11 protein-coding genes are annotated in these 17202 nt (G+C 73.7%); 7 read left to right on the forward strand and 4 right to left on the reverse strand.

Annotation, left to right across the window (positions count from 1 at the left end; genetic code table 11):
* Positions 1 to 4: 4 nt before the first annotated feature.
* Positions 5 to 1354, reverse strand: a complete 1350-nt coding sequence (locus tag FHD63_RS03110; RefSeq protein WP_139720059.1) for an AI-2E family transporter — start codon at positions 1352 to 1354, stop codon at positions 5 to 7.
* A complete protein-coding gene (gene mce / locus FHD63_RS03115) occupies positions 1351 to 1836 on the reverse strand; it encodes a methylmalonyl-CoA epimerase (RefSeq protein WP_139720061.1) in 486 nt (161 codons plus the stop codon). The genes FHD63_RS03110 and mce overlap by 4 nt, the downstream gene beginning before the upstream one ends.
* Before the next feature lie 69 nt (positions 1837 to 1905).
* Here mce and FHD63_RS03120 point away from each other — a divergent pair, with 69 nt between their 5' ends.
* From FHD63_RS03120 to FHD63_RS03150, 7 genes are all read left to right on the forward strand, one after another.
* Positions 1906 to 3420, forward strand: a complete 1515-nt coding sequence (locus FHD63_RS03120; RefSeq protein ID WP_139720063.1) for an amidohydrolase — start codon at positions 1906 to 1908, stop codon at positions 3418 to 3420.
* 78 nt (positions 3421 to 3498) lie between these two features.
* Positions 3499 to 4704 carry an acetyl-CoA C-acetyltransferase gene (locus FHD63_RS03125; protein WP_139720065.1) on the forward strand — a complete coding sequence of 402 codons (1206 nt, stop codon included), beginning with the start codon at positions 3499 to 3501 and terminating at the stop codon, positions 4702 to 4704.
* On the forward strand, positions 4701 to 5261 hold the full coding sequence (locus tag FHD63_RS03130; RefSeq protein ID WP_139720066.1) for a GNAT family N-acetyltransferase: 561 nt from the start codon (positions 4701 to 4703) through the stop codon (positions 5259 to 5261). Before FHD63_RS03125 ends, FHD63_RS03130 begins: the two co-directional genes overlap by 4 nt.
* A gap of 149 nt (positions 5262 to 5410) precedes the next feature.
* Positions 5411 to 6394: a prolyl aminopeptidase gene (gene pip / locus FHD63_RS03135; protein ID WP_139720068.1), complete on the forward strand. Its 984-nt coding sequence runs from the start codon at positions 5411 to 5413 to the stop codon at positions 6392 to 6394.
* Between the two features lie 6 nt (positions 6395 to 6400).
* Complete coding sequence (locus tag FHD63_RS03140) at positions 6401 to 7168, forward strand: DUF1353 domain-containing protein (protein WP_139720069.1); 768 nt, start codon at positions 6401 to 6403, stop codon at positions 7166 to 7168.
* Between the two features lie 37 nt (positions 7169 to 7205).
* Complete coding sequence (locus tag FHD63_RS03145) at positions 7206 to 8306, forward strand: hypothetical protein (protein WP_139720071.1); 1101 nt, start codon at positions 7206 to 7208, stop codon at positions 8304 to 8306.
* A 55-nt stretch (positions 8307 to 8361) separates the two neighbouring features.
* On the forward strand, positions 8362 to 9378 hold the full coding sequence (locus FHD63_RS03150; RefSeq protein ID WP_139720072.1) for a co-chaperone YbbN: 1017 nt from the start codon (positions 8362 to 8364) through the stop codon (positions 9376 to 9378).
* Positions 9379 to 9469: 91 nt separating this feature from the next.
* Here FHD63_RS03150 and glgB read toward each other — a convergent pair whose 3' ends face one another.
* Positions 9470 to 15481 carry a 1,4-alpha-glucan branching protein GlgB gene (gene glgB / locus FHD63_RS16170; RefSeq protein ID WP_139720074.1) on the reverse strand — a complete coding sequence of 2004 codons (6012 nt, stop codon included), beginning with the start codon at positions 15479 to 15481 and terminating at the stop codon, positions 9470 to 9472.
* Positions 15478 to 17196, reverse strand: coding sequence for a maltose alpha-D-glucosyltransferase (gene treS / locus FHD63_RS03160; protein WP_139720079.1), 1719 nt, complete (start codon positions 17194 to 17196; stop codon positions 15478 to 15480). Before treS ends, glgB begins: the two co-directional genes overlap by 4 nt.
* Positions 17197 to 17202: the final 6 nt, after the last annotated feature.

The following is a 17202-nucleotide window of genomic DNA, read 5'->3' on the forward strand; positions in this document are numbered from 1 at the left end:
GCCCTCAGAGACGTTCCTGGCGCGGGACCAGGACCTCCTCGTAGATGAGGAGGAGGCCCGCGGCCACGGGGATGGCGATGAGGGCGCCGAGGACCCCGAGCAGCGTGCCCCCGGCGAGCACCGCGACCACCGTGACGGCGCCGGGCACGGACACGGTGCGCTTCATGATGCGCGGGACGATCCAGTAGTTCTCGAGCTGCTGGTAGATGACGTAGTAGACGAGGACGACCAGCGCCACCGTGGGGGAGACGGTCAGCGCGGAGAGCGCGACGATGACGGCGCCCAGGGTGGCACCGATGAGCGGGATGAGGCCGAGCAGGCCGACCGAGACGGCCAGGATCGCGGCGTAGGGGATGCCGAGGACCTGCATCATCAGCCACGAGCACACGGCGTTGATCGTCGCGACGGTGGCCTGGCCGAGGGCATACCCCCCGACCCGGCGCATGATCTCCTCGGCGAGCCGGACGACGCCCGGGCGCCGGCTGCTCGGCACGAGGCGGTAGGCCGCGTCCTTGACCGAGGGCAGCGTCGCCAGGAGGTAGAGGGTGAGGATGGCGGAGGTCAGCAGCCCGACGAGGCTGCCGGCGACCCATCCGGCCGCGCCGAGCACCCCGCCGAAGAGCGCGGTCCAGGTGTCGCTCTCGGTGAGCAGCCGGTCGACCTCGGTCGTGGCGCGCTCGCTCACGGCGTAGCGCCGGTCGAGCTCGACCATCCACGGCGTGCCGGACAGGTCGTCCAGGACCACCGGCGCACGTTCGACGAGGGTCACCGCCTGCCCGACCACCCCTGGCAGCAGGGTCACGGCGCTCACCCCGACGACGGTGACGAAGCCCATGAAGACGGAGAAGACGCTGCTCGGCCGGCTCACCCCGCGCCGGGTCAGCCACTCGACGAGCGGGTTGAGCGCGAGGGTGAGGAAGACCGCGACCAGCAGGTAGGTGAGCACCGACGACAGCCGGGTGAGGTTCTGCAGCAGCAACCACGCCAGCAGCACCCCGAGGGCGCCGGTGAAGCCGACGGAGAAGGCCGAGGCCGACAGCAGCGTGGGCCGCCGGGGCGCACCGCCGGCCTGGACGGGTCGGCCGTCGACGGCACCCGCGGACGGGTGGGGGTCGGCGGCGGGGTCCGCGGAGACCGCGGCCGCCTCGGGGTGGCTCGCGTGGATCTGCGCCCAGAGCTCGGACTGCAGCCGGTTGCTCTCGTCCAGCAGCTCGCGCTGGCGCACCCGGAAGTCCCGCCAGCGCTGGACCGCCCTGACCCCGGCCCGGGGGACCGCGGTCGGGTGGACCGCCCGCGCGGCCGCGCGCAGCCGCGCGGAACGGGCCGTGGGGTCCTGCGTGCGCTGCGCCGTCACCCGGCGGGCTCCACGAGCTCCACGAGCACCCCGCCGGCGTCCTTGGGGTGGATGAAGTTGATCCGCGACCCCGCCGTGCCCCGCCGCGGCTGGTCGTAGAGCAGCCGCAGCCCGCGCCCGCGCAGCACGGCGCTGGCGGCCTCGAGGTCGCTCACGCGGTAGGCCAGCTGCTGCAGACCGGGCCCGTGGCGCTCGAGGAAACGGGCGATCGTCGACCCCGGGTCGGTGGGCGCGAGCAGCTGCAGCATGGTCGGCTGGTCACCCCCGTGGGGGTCGGCCGGACCGACCGCGACCATCGCCTCGCGCACCCCCTGCTCGGCGTTGGTCTCCTCGTGGACGACACGGTGGCCGAGGACGTCGCGGTGGAAGGCGATCGCGGCGTCCAGGTCGGGCACCGCCAGCCCGACGTGGTCGACGGACAGCAGGAAGGGGGCGAGAGCCTCGCCGCCCGCCGTCTCGTGGCTGGGCTCGCTCGCGCTCATGGGTCCACCGTAGGGCGGGTGCGGACCCACCCTGCGGAGCCGGGGCGGTATGTCGCCTAGCATCCGTGCATGAGCGACCTGCTGCTGCGCGACGTGCGCGTCGTCGCGATCGACGCCGGCCCGCCCACCGAGCCGGTGGACGTCCTCGTCCGGGACGGGGTCGTCGCCGCCGTCGGGCCGCGTCTGCGGCCCGAGGGCCCGGCGGTGCCCGAGCTCGACGGCGGCGGCCGGCACGTCATCCCGGGCCTGTGGGACACCCACGTCCACATGGTCCAGTGGGGCCTCGGGCAGACCCGTCTCGACACCTCCGGCACCGCCAGCCCCGCCGAGGTGCTCGCCCGGGTCGTCGACCGCCTGACCTGGGGGTTCGACAGCCCTACCGGGGTGCTCACGGGGTGGGGCCACCGCACCGGCCGCTGGCTGCAGCAGCCGACGGTGGCCGAGCTGGACGCGGTGACGGGCGAGGTGCCGGTGGCCCTCATCAGCGGCGACGGTCACCACGGCTGGCTCAACACGGCGGCGCTGCGGCTGCTCGGCGGTCCGCCCGTCGAGGGGGTCGTCGCCGAGGCCGACTGGTTCCCCCTCTACGACCGGCTGCAGCGGCTGCACGGCGCCCAGGAGGAGTCGGAGTACGCCGTCACCCGCGCGATCCAGGGCGCGCACGCGCTGGGGGTGGTCGGCATCGTCGACCTGGAGTTCGGGCGGCCGTGGGAGCAGTGGCGCGAGCGCAGCGCGGAGGGCACGCCCCCGCTGCGCGCCCGCACCGGGGTCTACCCCGAGGGCCTGGAGGACGCCATCCGCGCCGGGCTGCGCACCGGCGACCCGATCCGGGCCACCGACGGCCTGGTGACGATGGGTCCGCTCAAGGTCATCACCGACGGCTCGCTCAACACCCGCACCGCCTGGTGCTGCGACCCGTACGCCGACGGCCACCTGCTCGCCCAGCCGGCCGGGGCGGCCAACTACCCGGTCGACGAGCTCATCAGCCTGCTGCACCGCGCCCGCGGGGCCGGCCTCCAGGCCGCGCTGCACGCCATCGGCGACGCCGCGGTCGGCGCCGTCCTGGACGCCTTCGAGGCCACCGGGACGTCCGGGTCCATCGAGCACGCGCAGCTCATCACCCCCGGCGACGTCCGCCGGTGGGCCGCCCTGCCGCAGCGCGTCGTCGCCAGCGTGCAGCCGGCCCACCTGCTGGACGACCGTCCGGTGACGGAGCGCTGCTGGCCGGACCGGACCGACCGCACCTTCACCCTGCGCAGCTTCCTCGACGCGGGCATCGAGCTCAGCATGGGCTCGGACGCGCCGGTGTCCCCGCTGGACCCGTGGCTGGCGATGGCCGCCGCGGTGCACCGCGGTCCCGAGGACGGGGAGAGCTGGCACCCCGAGCAGGAGATCGGCGCCCGGGAGGCGCTGGCCGCCTCGGTGGACGGGCAACGCGTCCGGGTGGGCGCGCGGGGCGACCTGGCGCTGCTCGACCACGACCCGCTGGCGGAGGTGTCCACCAGCGCCGAGCGGGCCCGACGGTTCCGCTACACCGTCGTCAGCGCGACCGTCCTGGACGGCCAGGTGGTGCACGGCGGCTGACCCCGGGGAAGGTGCGGCGCGCCGCTACAGTGACGAGTGGCTGCATACCCGTCACCGTCGCTGGAGGAGCCCCCACAGATGTCAGAACCCACCACCTCGGTCCTCGTCGCCGGCGCCCGCACGCCCATGGGGCGCCTGCTCGGCTCGCTCTCCTCGCTGTCCGGCGCCCAGCTCGGCGGGGCCGCCATCGCCGGTGCCCTCGAGCGGTCGGGGGTGCGCGGCGACCAGGTCGACTACGTCGTCATGGGCCAGGTCCTCACCGCCGGCGCCGGCCAGATCCCGGCCCGCCAGGCCGCGGTCGCCGGGGGGATCCCGATGGACGTCCCGGCCCTCACCATCAACAAGGTCTGCCTGTCCGGCATCGACGCCATCGCGCTCGCCGACCAGCTCATCCGCGCCGGTGAGGTCGACGTCGTCGTCGCCGGTGGCCAGGAGTCGATGAGCCAGGCACCGCACCTCCTGGAGCGGTCGCGGTCGGGGTTCAAGTACGGCGACGTGACCATGCGCGACCACATGGCCCACGACGGCCTCTGGGACGCCTTCACCGACCAGGCCATGGGCGGGCTCACCGAGGGCGCCAACCGCGCCGACGAGGCCGAGCAGTTCACCCGGGAGCAGCAGGACGCCTTCTCCGCGCGCAGCCACCAGCGCGCCGCGGCCGCCTGGGAGAACGGCGTGTTCGACGACGAGGTGGTGCCCGTCCAGATCCCGCAGCGCAGGGGTGAGCCGGTGACCGTCTCCACCGACGAGGGCATCCGGGCCGACACCACCGTCGAGTCCCTGGGCCGGCTGCGCCCGGCCTTCGCGCCGGACGGCACGATCACCGCCGGCTCGGCGTCGCAGATCTCCGACGGCGCCTGCGCCGTGGTGGTGATGAGCAAGGCGCGGGCCACCGAGCTCGGGCTGGACTGGATCGCCGAGATCGGGGCCCACGGCATGGTCGCCGGGCCCGACTCGACCCTGCAGAGCCAGCCGGCCCGGGCCATCGCCGCGGCCTGCGCCAAGCAGGGCATCGAGCCGGCCGACCTCGACCTCGTCGAGATCAACGAGGCGTTCGCCGCCGTCGGGCTGGCCTCGATGCAGGAGCTCGGCCTCGACGAGGAGCGGGTCAACGTCAACGGCGGGGCGATCGCGCTGGGTCACCCGATCGGGATGTCCGGCGCCCGGATCCTGCTGCACCTCGCCCTGGAGCTGCGGCGCCGCGGCGGGGGCACCGGCGCGGCCGCGCTCTGCGGGGGCGGGGGCCAGGGCGACGCCCTCCTCGTCACCGTGCCGTCCCGGTGACCGAGGGGCACGGGGTCCCGCCGGCGGGGGAGGCCGGGGACGAGGGGCCCGGGTCCTGGGAGATCCGCGAGCCGCGGCCCGGTGACCCGGAGCCGTTCTCCGTGCTGCACGCCCGGGTCTGGCGGGAGACCTACCGCGGCATCATGTCGGACGAGATCGTCGACGCGCTGGAGGCGGACCAGTTCCGGCCGCTGTGGGAGCAGGTCACCGCGGCGTATGCCGGCGGGCGGGTCGCCGACGACGGGCGCGGCTTCCTCGTGGCCCTGGTCGGGGGCGAGCCGGCGGGCTTCTGCATGCACGGGCCGTCCCGGGACGAGCACCCGCCGGTCCCGCACCAGGTCTGGTCGCTCAACGTCGCCCCCGAGCACCAGGGCAGCGGCCTCGCGCAGGAGCTGCTCGTGCGCAGCCTCGGCGGGCGGGCGGCATACCTCTGGGTGGCGCGGGGCAACCACCGGGCGGTCCGCTTCTACGAGCGTCAGGGCTTCGTGCTCGACGGCACGGAGAACCTCGACGGCCACGACGGTGTCGTCGAGCTGCGGATGGTGCGCCGCGCCTGAGCAGAGGCACGTGCCGCCCGCTGCGCCTGAGCAGAGAAATGTGCCACCCGCTGCGCCTGAGCAGAGAAACGTGCCCGAGGCAGGTGCTGCAACCCCCGCGTCGGGCCTGCTTCTCTGCTCAGGCTGACGTGGGCGCTACCGTCAGGGGGATGAGCGAGCGGCGCACCTTCTACCCCGAGATCGAGCCCTACGAGACCGAGATGCTGGACGTGGGCGAGGGCCACCAGGTCTACGTCGAGCAGTCCGGCAACCCGGACGGCAAGCCGGTGGTCTTCGTGCACGGCGGCCCGGGGAGCGGCACGAGCCCGAGGCAGCGCCGCGTGTTCGACCCCGAGCGCTACCGCATCGTCCTGTTCGACCAGCGGATGGCCGGACGCTCCACCCCGCACGCGTCGACCACGGTCGACCCTGCCGTCTGGGCGACCAACACGACCGGCCATCTGGTCGCCGACATGGAGCGCATCCGTGAGCACCTCGGCATCCGGACCTGGCAGGTCTTCGGCGGGTCCTGGGGGTCCTGCCTGTCCCTGGCCTACGCGCAGGCGCACCCCGACCGGGTGAGCGAGCTGGTGCTGCGCGGCATCTTCACCCTGCGGACGGCTGAGCTGTCCTGGATGTACGAGCGCGGTCACCTCGAGCACGTCTACCCCGACCACTGGGCGGAGTTCGTGGCACCCGTGGCGCCGGGGCGGCGGCACGAGATGCAGCTCGCCTACCACGAGCTGCTCTTCGACCCCGACCCCGCGGTCCACCTCCCCGCCGCCGTGGCCTGGAGCGGGTGGGAGTCGCGGGTCATCACCGTGGAGCCGGACGAGGAGGCCTTCCGCAAGGCGACCGAGCCGGAGCAGGCGGTGGCCTTCGCCCGGATCGAGAACCACTTCTTCGTCCACGGGGGCTTCCTGCGCGAAGGCGCGCTGCTCGACCAGGCCCCGACGCTCGCGGACATCCCGACCGTCATCGTCCAGGGGCGCCTGGACATGTGCACGCCGGCCCGGACGGCCTTCGACCTGGCCGCGCGGCTGCCGGGTGCCGACCTCACGGTGGTGCCCGACGCAGGGCACGCCTTCTCCGAGCCGGGCACCCTGGATGCCCTGATCCGGGCGACCGACAGGTTCGCGGGCAGCGGGAGGTAGGTCGCCGTGGGGGAGTTCTTCGACCCGCAGACCAAGGGTCCGCTGCGCCTCGAGGTGCGCAGCGTGGACGGGCGTGACTTCGTGCTGCTGCAGCCGGTCGGCTACGTCCAGGAGGGCGGTGACACCTTCGTCGTGCCCGCCGGCTTCACCACCGACTTCGCCTCGGTGCCCCACCTCTTCACCTGGCTGGTGCCGAAGAGCGGCGACTTCCTGCCGGCCGCCGTCCTGCACGACGCCCTCGTCTGCCCCGGCAGCTACACCGGGCCCCCGATCGGGCGGCACGAGGCCGACCGGGTCTTCCGGACGGCGATGGTCGGCCTGGGCACGGGTCGAGTGCGCGCCTGGCTGATGTGGGCGGCCGTCACCATCGGCACGCTGTGGGCCAGCCGCGACCTGGGCAAGCGGGTGCAGCTGGTCGGCCTGCTGGGGCTCGTCGCGGTCCTCGGCACGGCGGCCACCCTCGACTTCTTCGACCTGGTGTCGGTCGTGCCGTGGATGGGAGACCGCCCCTGGCCGGTGGAGCTGGCGTCCGGGGCGGTGTTCGCGGTCGTGGTGCCGAGCGTGCTCGCCGTGTCCTGGGGCCGCTACTGGCGGGCCGGGGTCATCGTGGGGGTGGCGCTCGCCCTGCTGCTGCACGTCACGGTGGCACTGCTGGCGATCTACGGGCTCTACCTCGCGCTGGAGCGGGTCGTCAGCGGCCCGGCCGACGACGACGGCGTCCGGGTGCGCGACCGGCGGGCCGCAGATGCCGGGACGACCCTGGGAGATCGCTGATTTCCCCCCATCCCACACCGATGTTTACCATATCGTTATGAAGTTCTCCAGGATCACCGCCGCCGCCACGCTGAGCTCGGCCCTCCTCCTCGCCGCCTGCTCCTCTGACGACAGCACCGACGGTGCCGCCACCGACGCCGCGGGGGGTGCCGGCGCCACCGCGACCGACGACGCCGCCCTCACCGACGACGCCGTGACCGCCACGGAGGCGGCCGGTGAGACGGAGGAGATGACCACCGACGCGCACAGTGCTGCGCTGCCCCTCGAGGAGGCCGAGGAGGTGGCCACCGAGGTGCTGACCCAGCGGGTGCGCGCCGACCAGGGTGACGGTGACGACGTCAAGAAGGCCCAGGAGGCCTCCATGGCCGGCACCGCACTGAGGGCGCACCGGGCCGCCGACCGGCTGGAGCCGGTCACCGGCGAGCCCGCCGAGGTCGACCTCGAGGACGACCCGGTGGAGCCCATCGTGCTGGCGATCAGCCGCGAGGACGACCAGGACCCCGACTACCTGCTCGTGCAGACCGTCCCCGAGGACGGCGTCCCCTACCTGCACCTCCTCGAGAGCGAGAGCGGCGAGAGCGAGGACTTCCGGATCACCTGGGAGGCGCGCATGCTCCCGGGCACCGAGGTCCCGACCTTCGCCGCCCGGTCCGAGGGCAGCCCGGTGCTGCGCTCCGACCAGGGTGACCTCGCCATGGCGCCGCGCGAACTGCTGAAGTCGGTCGGGGCCTACACCGAGTGGCCGCAGCCCGACGAGGTGCCGGACTACCGCACGCACGGCTACGCGCCGGCGGTGCGCCAGGCCGCGGAGGAGCAGGCGGAGGCCCTCTCCGGCCAGGCGAGCCTGCGGGAGAAGAACTGGCTGGTCTCGGACGACGTCGTCACCCTCCTCTTCGAGGACGGCAGCGGCTTCGTCATGGGCTCTCTGCTGCGGGACACCCAGTTCGTCGTCGACGAGGGCAGCGAGCTGACCACGCCCGAGGAGTTCCGGGTCTTCCAGGACAGCGAGGTGCTGACCGAGCAGGCCACCCTGCGGACCTCGGTCTTCGTCGGCATGCGGGCGCCCTCCGAGGACGTGGACTTCAAGCCGGAGATGCTCGCCGCGACCGAGCAGCTCGTGGACGCCTCGGGCGAGTGAGCTCGACGCCCCCGGGGCGTGCAGCGCCGGCGTGCGAACGGCATACCCTGGGGACATGACCCAGCAGCCCTTCTCCTCCGCCGCGCTGCGCGGCGCCGTCGACCTCTCAGCGCTGTCCTCCCGGTCCGCTGCCCCGGCCGGGAGCAGCGGGCGCCAGCCCGCGGGGACCCCCTCCGGGGGCGCCCCTGCGGGCGGGGTCCCCGGGCGCAGCGGCGCGCTCGTCCAGGTCACCGACGAGACCTTCGAGTCCGTCGTCAACGCCAGCCTCACCACGCCGGTCGTCCTGGTGCTGTGGACGCCGCAGCTGCCCGAGTCGCTCAGCCACCTGCGCGACCTGGCCGAGCGGGCGCGCACCATGGGCGGGCGTTTCCAGGTCGCCGGCGTGGACATCGCCGGCAGCCAGGGGATCCTCCAGGCGCTGACCCCGGTGCTGCAGCAGGTCTTCGGGCAGGTCTCGTCGCTGCCGGTCGTCATGGGCCTGCTCAGCGGTCAGCCGATGCCGTTCTACCTCGGCGTGCAGCCGATGGAGCAGGTCGACCAGCTGCTGGAGAAGTTCCTCGAGGCGGCGGTGCAGAACGCCGTGACCGGCCGGGTCGAGGTCGGCGAGGACGACGGCGCCGGGCAGGAGGACGAGGTGGACGGCGAGGAGCCCGCCGAGCTGCCGCCCCTGCACCAGGAGGCCTACGACGCGATCGACCGCGGCGACTGGGCCGCGGCCGTCGCCGCCTACGAGAAGGCCCTGGCCCAAGACCCCTCCGACGAGCTCGCCCGACTGGGTCTGGGGCAGGTCACGCTCCTCGAGCGCACCTCCGGGATGGACCTCGCGGCCGTCCGGCAGGCCGCCGCCGACCGGCCGGACGACGTGCAGGCCCAGATCGACGCGGCCGACGTGGACCTCGTCGGTGGGCACGTCGAGGACGGCCTCGGCCGGCTCGTCGAGACCGTGCGCCGCAGCGTGGGGGAGGACCGGGACCAGGCCCGGACCCACCTGCTGGGGCTCTTCGAGGTCGTCGGCGCGCAGGACCCGCGCGTCACCAAGGCCCGCCAGGCCCTCATGAGCGCCCTGTACTGACTCCTGCCTCCCCGCCGCCCCCGCACCGGACGTGCGTGACGTCCGGTGCAGGGTGGGTCAGGTCGGGGTGGCCCGGTCGGAGGTGGCCGGGTCAGGCGCCGCCGCCGAGGGCGGCGTCGACGACCTGCTGGGCCTCGGCCTGGACCTGCGCGAGGTGCTCGGGACCGCGGAAGCTCTCGGCGTAGATCTTGTAGACGTCCTCGGTGCCGGAGGGGCGCGCGGCGAACCACGCGCTCTCGGTGCACACCTTCACCCCGCCGATGGCCGCCCCGTTGCCCGGGGCCTCGGTGAGGATCGCCGTGATCGGCTCGCCGCCGATCTCGGTGGCGCTGATGTCGTCCGCCGACAGCTTCTTGAGCCGCGCCTTCTGCTCGCGGCCGGCCGGTGCGTCGACGCGGGCGTAGGCGGGCGTCTGGCCGCCGCCGACCTCGGTGACGAGCTCGGCGTAGCGCTGCGAGGGCGAGCGCCCCGTCCGCGCGATGATCTCGGCGGCGAGGAGGGCCAGGATGATGCCGTCCTTGTCCGTGGACCACACCGAGCCGTCCCGGCAGAGGAAGGACGCACCGGCCGACTCCTCACCACCGAAGGCGATGGACCCGTCCAGCAGCCCGGGCACGAACCACTTGAAGCCGACCGGCACCTCGGTGAGCTGCCGGCCCAGCCCCTCGGCGACCCGGTCGATCATGGACGAGCTCACCAGGGTCTTGCCGATGGCGGTGCCCTGCGGCCACTCCGGACGCGCGCCGCCGTAGAGGTAGTCGATCGCGACCGCGAGGTAGTGGTTGGGGTTGAGCAGCCCGCCGTCGGGGGTGACGATCCCGTGCCGGTCGGCGTCCGCGTCGTTGCCGGTGGCCACGTCGTAGTCGGCCCCGCCGCTCATCACCTCGATGAGCGAGGCCATGGCGTCGGCGGACGAGCAGTCCATGCGGATCTTGCCGTCCCAGTCCAGCGTCATGAACGACCAGGCGGGGTCGACCCGCGGGTTGACGACCGTGAGGTCGAGCCCGTGGGTCTCGCCGATGGCCCGCCAGTAGTCGACCGCGGCCCCGCCCAGCGGGTCGGCGCCGATGCGCACGCCGGCGTCCCGGATCGCGTCGACGTCGATGACCCGGGGGAGGGCCCGGACGTACTCACCCATGAAGTCGTAGCGACCGGCCGCCGCGACCGCGTCCTGCGCCGGCACCCTCCGCACCCCTTCCAGGCCGGCGCGCAGCAACGCGTTGGCCCGGTCGGCGATCCACCCGGTGGCGTCGGTGTCGGCCGGGCCGCCGTGCGGCGGGTTGTACTTGAAGCCGCCGTCGCGGGGCGGGTTGTGCGAGGGCGTGACGACGATGCCGTCGGCCTCGCCGACCGCACCCTCGGTCTCCCGGTTGTGGGCCAGGATCGCGCGCGACACGGCCGGCGTGGGGGTCCAGCCGTCGCCGTCGTCGACCCGCACGTCCACCCCGTTGGCGACGAGCACCTCGAGGGCGCTGCGCCAGGCGGGCTCGGACAGCGCGTGCGTGTCCCGCCCGAGGAAGAGCGGACCGTCGGTGCCCTGCTCGGCGCGGTAGTCGCAGATCGCCTGGGTCGTCGCGAGGATGTGGTGCTCGTTGAACGCGCCGTCCAGCGAGCTGCCCCGGTGCCCGGAGGTCCCGAAGGCCACCTGCTGGTCCAGGTCGTCCGGGTCCGGCACGACCTGCGTGTATGCCGTGACCAGCGCCTCGATGTCGGTCAGGTCCGACTCCTGGGCCGGCTGGCCGGCGCGCGGGTGGCGACCGCCCTCGCCCTGCTCCTCGGCGTCGGTCCCGGCGTCGGCCCCGGTGGCAGCCGCCGACGTGGCGTCCCCCTCGACGGGGTCGGGCACGAACCACACGGCGCCCATCGGCGGGACGGTGACGAGCGCCGAGAAGGGCTGACCCTGGTGGGGCTCGTCGACCGCCTCGACCGCGCCGAGGTTGCCCACGCCCGACCCGCCGTAGGTCTGCGCGTCGGTGTTGAGCACCTCGCGCCACCGGCCGGAGTAGGGCAGCCCGACGTGCACCTGGTGGTGCGGGACGCCGCTGAAGTTGACCACGCAGGCGACGACCGGCCGCAGCCCGTCCGTCCCCTCGTTGCCCCAGCGCAGGTAGGAGTACTGGTTGCGGCCGGCGTCGTTGGCGTCCAGCCAGCTGAACCCGTGCTCGTGGTGGTCGATCTCCCACAGCGCGGGCAGCTCGGCGTAGAGCCGGTTGAGGTCGGCGACCAGCGACTGCACCCCGGCGTGCTCCGGGCGGTCGGTCAGGTCCCAGTCCAGGCTGCCGCCGTCGGCCCACTCGCGGGCCTGGGCGAACTCGCTGCCCATGAAGAGCAGCTGCTTGCCGGGGTGGCTCCACTGGTAGGCGAGGAAGGCCCGGGTGGTCGCGAACTTCTGCCACGTGTCGCCGGCCATCTTGCGCACCAGCGAGCCCTTGCCGTGCACGACCTCGTCGTGGCTGATCGGCAGGATGTACTTCTCGCTGAAGGCGTACACCAGCGAGAAGGTCAGCGTGTGGTGGCTGTGCGCCCGGCTGAACGGCGAGGAGCCGAGGTAACCGAGGGTGTCGTGCATCCAGCCCATGTTCCACTTGAAGCCGAAGCCGAGACCGCCCTCGTCGGTGGGCGCGGTGACGCCGGGCCAGGAGGTGCTCTCCTCGGCGATCATGACGACGCCGGGCGAGCGGCGGTAGGCCGTGGCGTTGGTCTCCTGCAGCAGGGCGACGGCCTCGAGGTTCTCCCGTCCGCCGTGCTGGTTCGGGATCCACTGACCCTCGTCCCGCGAGTAGTCGAGGTAGAGCATCGAGGCGACGCCGTCCACCCGCAGCCCGTCGGCGTGGAACTCCTCGAGCCAGTAGGTCGCGTTGGCGACCAGGAAGTTGCGGACCTCCGGGCGGCCGAAGTCGAAGATGTAGGACCCCCACTCCGGGTGCCAGCCCTTGCGCGGGTCCGGGTGCTCGTAGATCGGGGTGCCGTCGAAGCGGGCCAGCGCCCACGGGTCGGTGGCGAAGTGCCCGGGGACCCAGTCGAGGATCACCCCGACGCCGGCCTGGTGCAGGCGGTCGATGAGGTAGCGCAGGCCGTCCTCGTGGCCGTACCGGCTGTCGGCGGCGTAGTACCCGGTGACGTGGTAGCCCCAGGAGCCACCGTAGGGGTGGTGCATGACCGGCATGAGCTCGACGTGGGTGAAGCCCATCCGCGTCACGTAGGGGACGAGCTGGTCGGCGATCTCGGTGTAGCCCAGGCCCTTGCGCCAGCTGCCGAGGTGCACCTCGTAGACGCTCATCGGGCCGTGGTGGATGTCGCCGGCCGCGCGGGCCGCCATCCACTCCGCGTCGCCCCAGCGGTGCGTGCTGACGGTCACCACCGAGTTGTTGAACGGGGGGACCTCGCTGGCGCGCGCCATCGGGTCGGCCTTGGCGCGGCGGACGCCGTCGGGGCCGGTGATGTCGTACTTGTAGTGGGCGCCCTCGCGGACGCCGGGGACGAACAGCTCCCAGACGCCGACCTCGTCGTGGGCGCGCAGGGCGTGGGTCGCGCCGTTCCAGCCGTTGAAGTCGCCGACGACGTGCACGGCGAGGGCGTGCGGGGCCCAGACGGCGAACCGGGTGCCGGTGACCTCGCCCAGCTCGTCGCGCACCGTCATGACCCGGGAGCCGAGGGCCCGCCACAGCTCCTCGTGGCGGCCCTCGCCGATGAGGTGCAGGTCCGTCTGGCCCAGGCTGGGCCCGTGCCGGTAGGCCTCGTCGACGAGGTGGGCGCCGCGCCCGGTGTCGACCTTCAGCCGGTATGCCGGGACGGTGTCGGTCGGCAGCACCGCCACCCAGATCCCGGCGGTCTCGTGGGTCATCGGCACGCTGGCCCCGTCGGCGAGCACGAGCTCGACCAGCTGCGCCTCCGGCTGCAGGGTCCGGACGGTGACGTGGCCGTCGAAGACGTGGGCGCCCAGCAGGGCGTGGGGGTTGCGGTGGAGGCCCTCGACGACGTCGGTCGCCTCCTCCAGGTCCAGGGGGAGGGTATGCGGCGCGGCCGGCTCGGCCGGCTCGGTCAGGGACCGGCGCGGGCCGGTCGGGCGGGCCGTGACGACCCCCTCGGTGGCGTCCTCCCACGCGGTGGCGCGCAGCACCTCCGGGTCGCCCTGCGGCTCCCCGGACCAGCCGCTGGCGCGCGGGCGGTGGCGCGGCGCGAGCTCGACGTCCTCGCCGGTCCGTCGACCGGGGGGCACGGTGCCGATCACCATGTCCTCGGGCGGGGGGACCGGGGCGTGGGGGTAGCCGCCGCTCGCCCCACCGGGGCCTCCGGAGGCGCTCGCCGCGCTGCCGCTGGCGGCCCGGGGGTCGCCGGCCGGCGGGTGGGACAGCGGGCCGTCGTGCCGCTCCACCTCGATGAGCGAGGACCCGTAGTCGTCGTCGACCGACGCCGGGACCTCGTCCACGGCGTCCGGCCCGGGGGTGCCCTGCTCGTCCGGCACCACGACGTCCTGCTGGTCCTGCGCCGGGGCGTCCTGCCCCACCTCGTGTTCGGCCATGGTCGTCTCCTCCGTGCGGTGGTGCGTGCTCTCCGGCGCGCCGGCGGCACCCGTCTCGTCCGGGTGCGCCGCGGCGGCTCCCGCCCCGCGGTGGCGCCCGGCCTCGGTGGGGAACGCCTCTTCGGCGGACCCGGGCTGCGGCTCCTGCGAGGTGCTCCGGTGGCGTCCCTCGCGCGGCGTCGCGGCGGGGCCGGCGTCGGGTGCGGCGCCCTGCGCGGCGGCCAGGTCCAGGAGCCGGTACACCGCACCCAGGGGGATCGGGAGCCAGGCGGGGCGGTTGCGCGCCTCGTAGCTCACCTCGTAGAGGGCCTTGTCCAGCTCCAGCGCGGCCAGCACGGCTCCTGCGGCCTCGGCGCGGGGGTCGGCCCCGGCCTCCTGCGCGTAGCCCTCGAGGAACGCCTCGCGGGCGTCGTCGGCCCACCGGGTGCGGTCGTCGGGGCCCGCGGCCGCGGCGTAGTCGAACGAGCGCAGCATGCCGGCGACGTCGCGCAGCGCCAGGTCGGGCTCGGTGCGCTCGGCCAGGGGCCGCAGCGGCTCGCCCTCGAAGTCGAGGAGCACCCAACCCCGCTCCGGGGCGTCGAGGACCTGGCCCAGGTGGTAGTCGCCGTGGACCCGCTGCAGGTCGGGCAGGTCCGCGGACTCCAGGGCGGCGTAGACCCCCATCACGGCGTCCCGGTGCTCGGCGAGCCCCGGCGCGTCCCGGAAGGACTGCTCGGCCCGGTCGCGCATCTGGGCCAGGAGCTCGGCCCGGCGCTCGGCGGCCGGACGGGCGCCGAAGGCCTCCCGCAGGGCGGCGTGCACGGCGGCGGTGGCCGCCCCCAGGCTGCGGGCGCGCCCGCTGAAGTCGTCGTCGGCGTCGGCGGCGACCCTGGCCTGCCGCCAGGCGTCCTCGGTGCCGGTGAGGAACTCCTGCGCGAAGGCGAGGTGGCCGTGGACCTCCCGGCCGTCCGCGCCGGGCCAGCGTCCCTCGACGTAGCCGAACGGGTCCGGCACCTGGCGCGAGCCGCCGCGGCTGATCGCGGTCTGCACCGACACGTCCGGGTTCTCGCCCTCGTGCAGCACCCGGAAGAGCTTGATGATGAGCGGCCGTCCGCCGCGGTGGGTCTCGACGATGATCGAGGTGTTGGACTGCTCGCCCGACAGGACCCTCGCCGTGGCCAGCGCCGGGCGTTCTCCCTCGGGCGCCACCCGGCGCGAACGGGCGGCGGGCACCTCGTGGCCCTCCGACATCTCCGAGAGCAGCACGTCGGCGAAGACCGGGTCGTGGGTGGCGTCGTAGACGTAGCGCGTGCCCAGCTCGGGGTGCTCCGCGGTGGCGACCAGCGCGTGCTCGAGGAAGGGCACGGCCTCGGCGCGGTAGGTGAGCGGGATCTGGTAGACGGTGGGTCCCTCGGACGAGGCGGTCTCGTCGAGGACGACGTGGTCCTCGATCCCGACCTCGCCGTAGGGGTCCTGCCAGCGGATCGAGGCCACCCGGCGCAGCCGCGGCGCCCCGCCCCCTGCCTGCTTGCCCCGGAACCAGCGCTGGCGCGCCACCCAGGCCGGCAGGAAGTCCTCGAACGACGGGGTGAGGTCGGTCATCGCTGCTCCTCCTTCGGGGTCAGGCCCAGCCAGTAGAAGCCGCGCGAGCCCATGCTGAGGGTGACGGTGCCGTCCGCACCGACGTCGGGGAAGTTGTGCCCCCCGAAGAGGTCCCGAACGTCGGCACCGTGCAGGCGCTCGGGCAGGGTGATGGTGCTGGCCTGCGGCCGGGAGGACAGGTTGTTGACGCACAGCACCGCGGGGTACCCCTCGCGCTCCTCCTCGTCGGTGCCCGGCGGCAGGGCGCGGGCGAAGGCCAGCACGGCGTCGTTGTCGGCGACGCAGGGGAGGTACTCGCCCGTGCCGAAGACCTCGTGCGCGGCCCGCACCTGGAGCATGCCGCGGGTCCAGTGCAGCAGCGAGGAGCCGCTGGCCATCTCGGCCTCGACGTTGACGCTGTTGTGGTGGTAGACCAGCGAGCTGATGACGGGCAGGTAGAGCTTGCCCGGGTCCGCGGTGGAGAAGCCGGCGTTGCGGTCCGGCGTCCACTGCATCGGGGTGCGCACGGCGTCACGGTCGCTGAGCCAGATGTTGTCGCCCATGCCGATCTCGTCGCCGTAGTAGAGGCAGGGCGACCCCGGGAGCGAGAGCAGCAGCGCGTTGATGAGCTCGATCTCCTCGCGGGAGTTGTCGAGCAGCGGCGCCAGCCGTCGCCGGATCCCGATGTTGGCGCGCATCCGGGGGTCGGGCGCGTACCAGCCGTACATCGCCGATCGCTCCTCGCCGGAGACCATCTCCAGGGTGAGCTCGTCGTGATTGCGCAGGAAGGTGCCCCACTGCGTCCCCTCGGGGATGCGCGGCGTCTCCTCCATGACCCGGATGACCGGCTCGGCCTTCTCCTCGCGCAGCGAGTAGTAGAGCCTCGGCATGACCGGGAAGTGGAAGCACATGTGGCACTCCGGCGCCTCGGGGGTGCCGTAGTAGTCGACCACCTCGGCGGGCATCTGGTTGGCCTCGGCCAGCAGCACCCGACCCGGGTACTCCTCGTCCACCATCGCGCGCAGCCGCGCCAGGAACTCGTGGGTGCGGGGGAGGTTCTCGCAGTTGGTGCCCTCCTCCTCGAAGAGGTAGGGCACGGCGTCCAGCCGGAAGCCGTCGATGCCGAGGTCCATCCAGAACCGCACGATGTCGAACATCGCCTCCGCGACGGCCTCGTTCTCGAAGTTGAGGTCCGGCTGGTGGGAGAAGAAGCGGTGCCAGAAGAACTGCCGACGGACCGGATCGAAGGTCCAGTTGGAGGTCTCGGTGTCGACGAAGATGATCCGGGCGTCGGCATACTTCTCGTCGGTGTCGGACCAGACGTAGAAGTCGCCGTAGGGGCCCTCGGGGTCCGAGCGGCTGGCCTGGAACCACGGGTGCTGGTCGCTCGTGTGGTTCATCACCAGGTCGGTGATGATGCGGATGCCGCGCGCGTGCGCCTGGCTGATGAGCTCGCGGAAGTCCGGGAGGGTGCCGAACTCGGGCAGGACCGCGGTGTAGTCCGCGACGTCGTACCCGCCGTCGCGCAGCGGCGAGGCGTAGAACGGCGGCAGCCACAGGCAGTCGACGCCGAGCCACTGCAGGTAGTCCAGCCGGTTCATCAGCCCGGTGAAGTCGCCCGAGCCCGATCCCGTGGAGTCGTCGAAGGCCCGGACGAGGACCTCGTAGAAGACCGCCTTGCGGAACCAGTCGGGGTCGTTCTTCAGCCCTGGCTGATGGAGGTTGAGCCCGCGCATCGTGCT

Origin of the sequence: Serinicoccus chungangensis (genome assembly GCF_006337125.1) — a bacterium.
Lineage (GTDB): Bacteria > Actinomycetota > Actinomycetes > Actinomycetales > Dermatophilaceae > Ornithinicoccus > Ornithinicoccus chungangensis.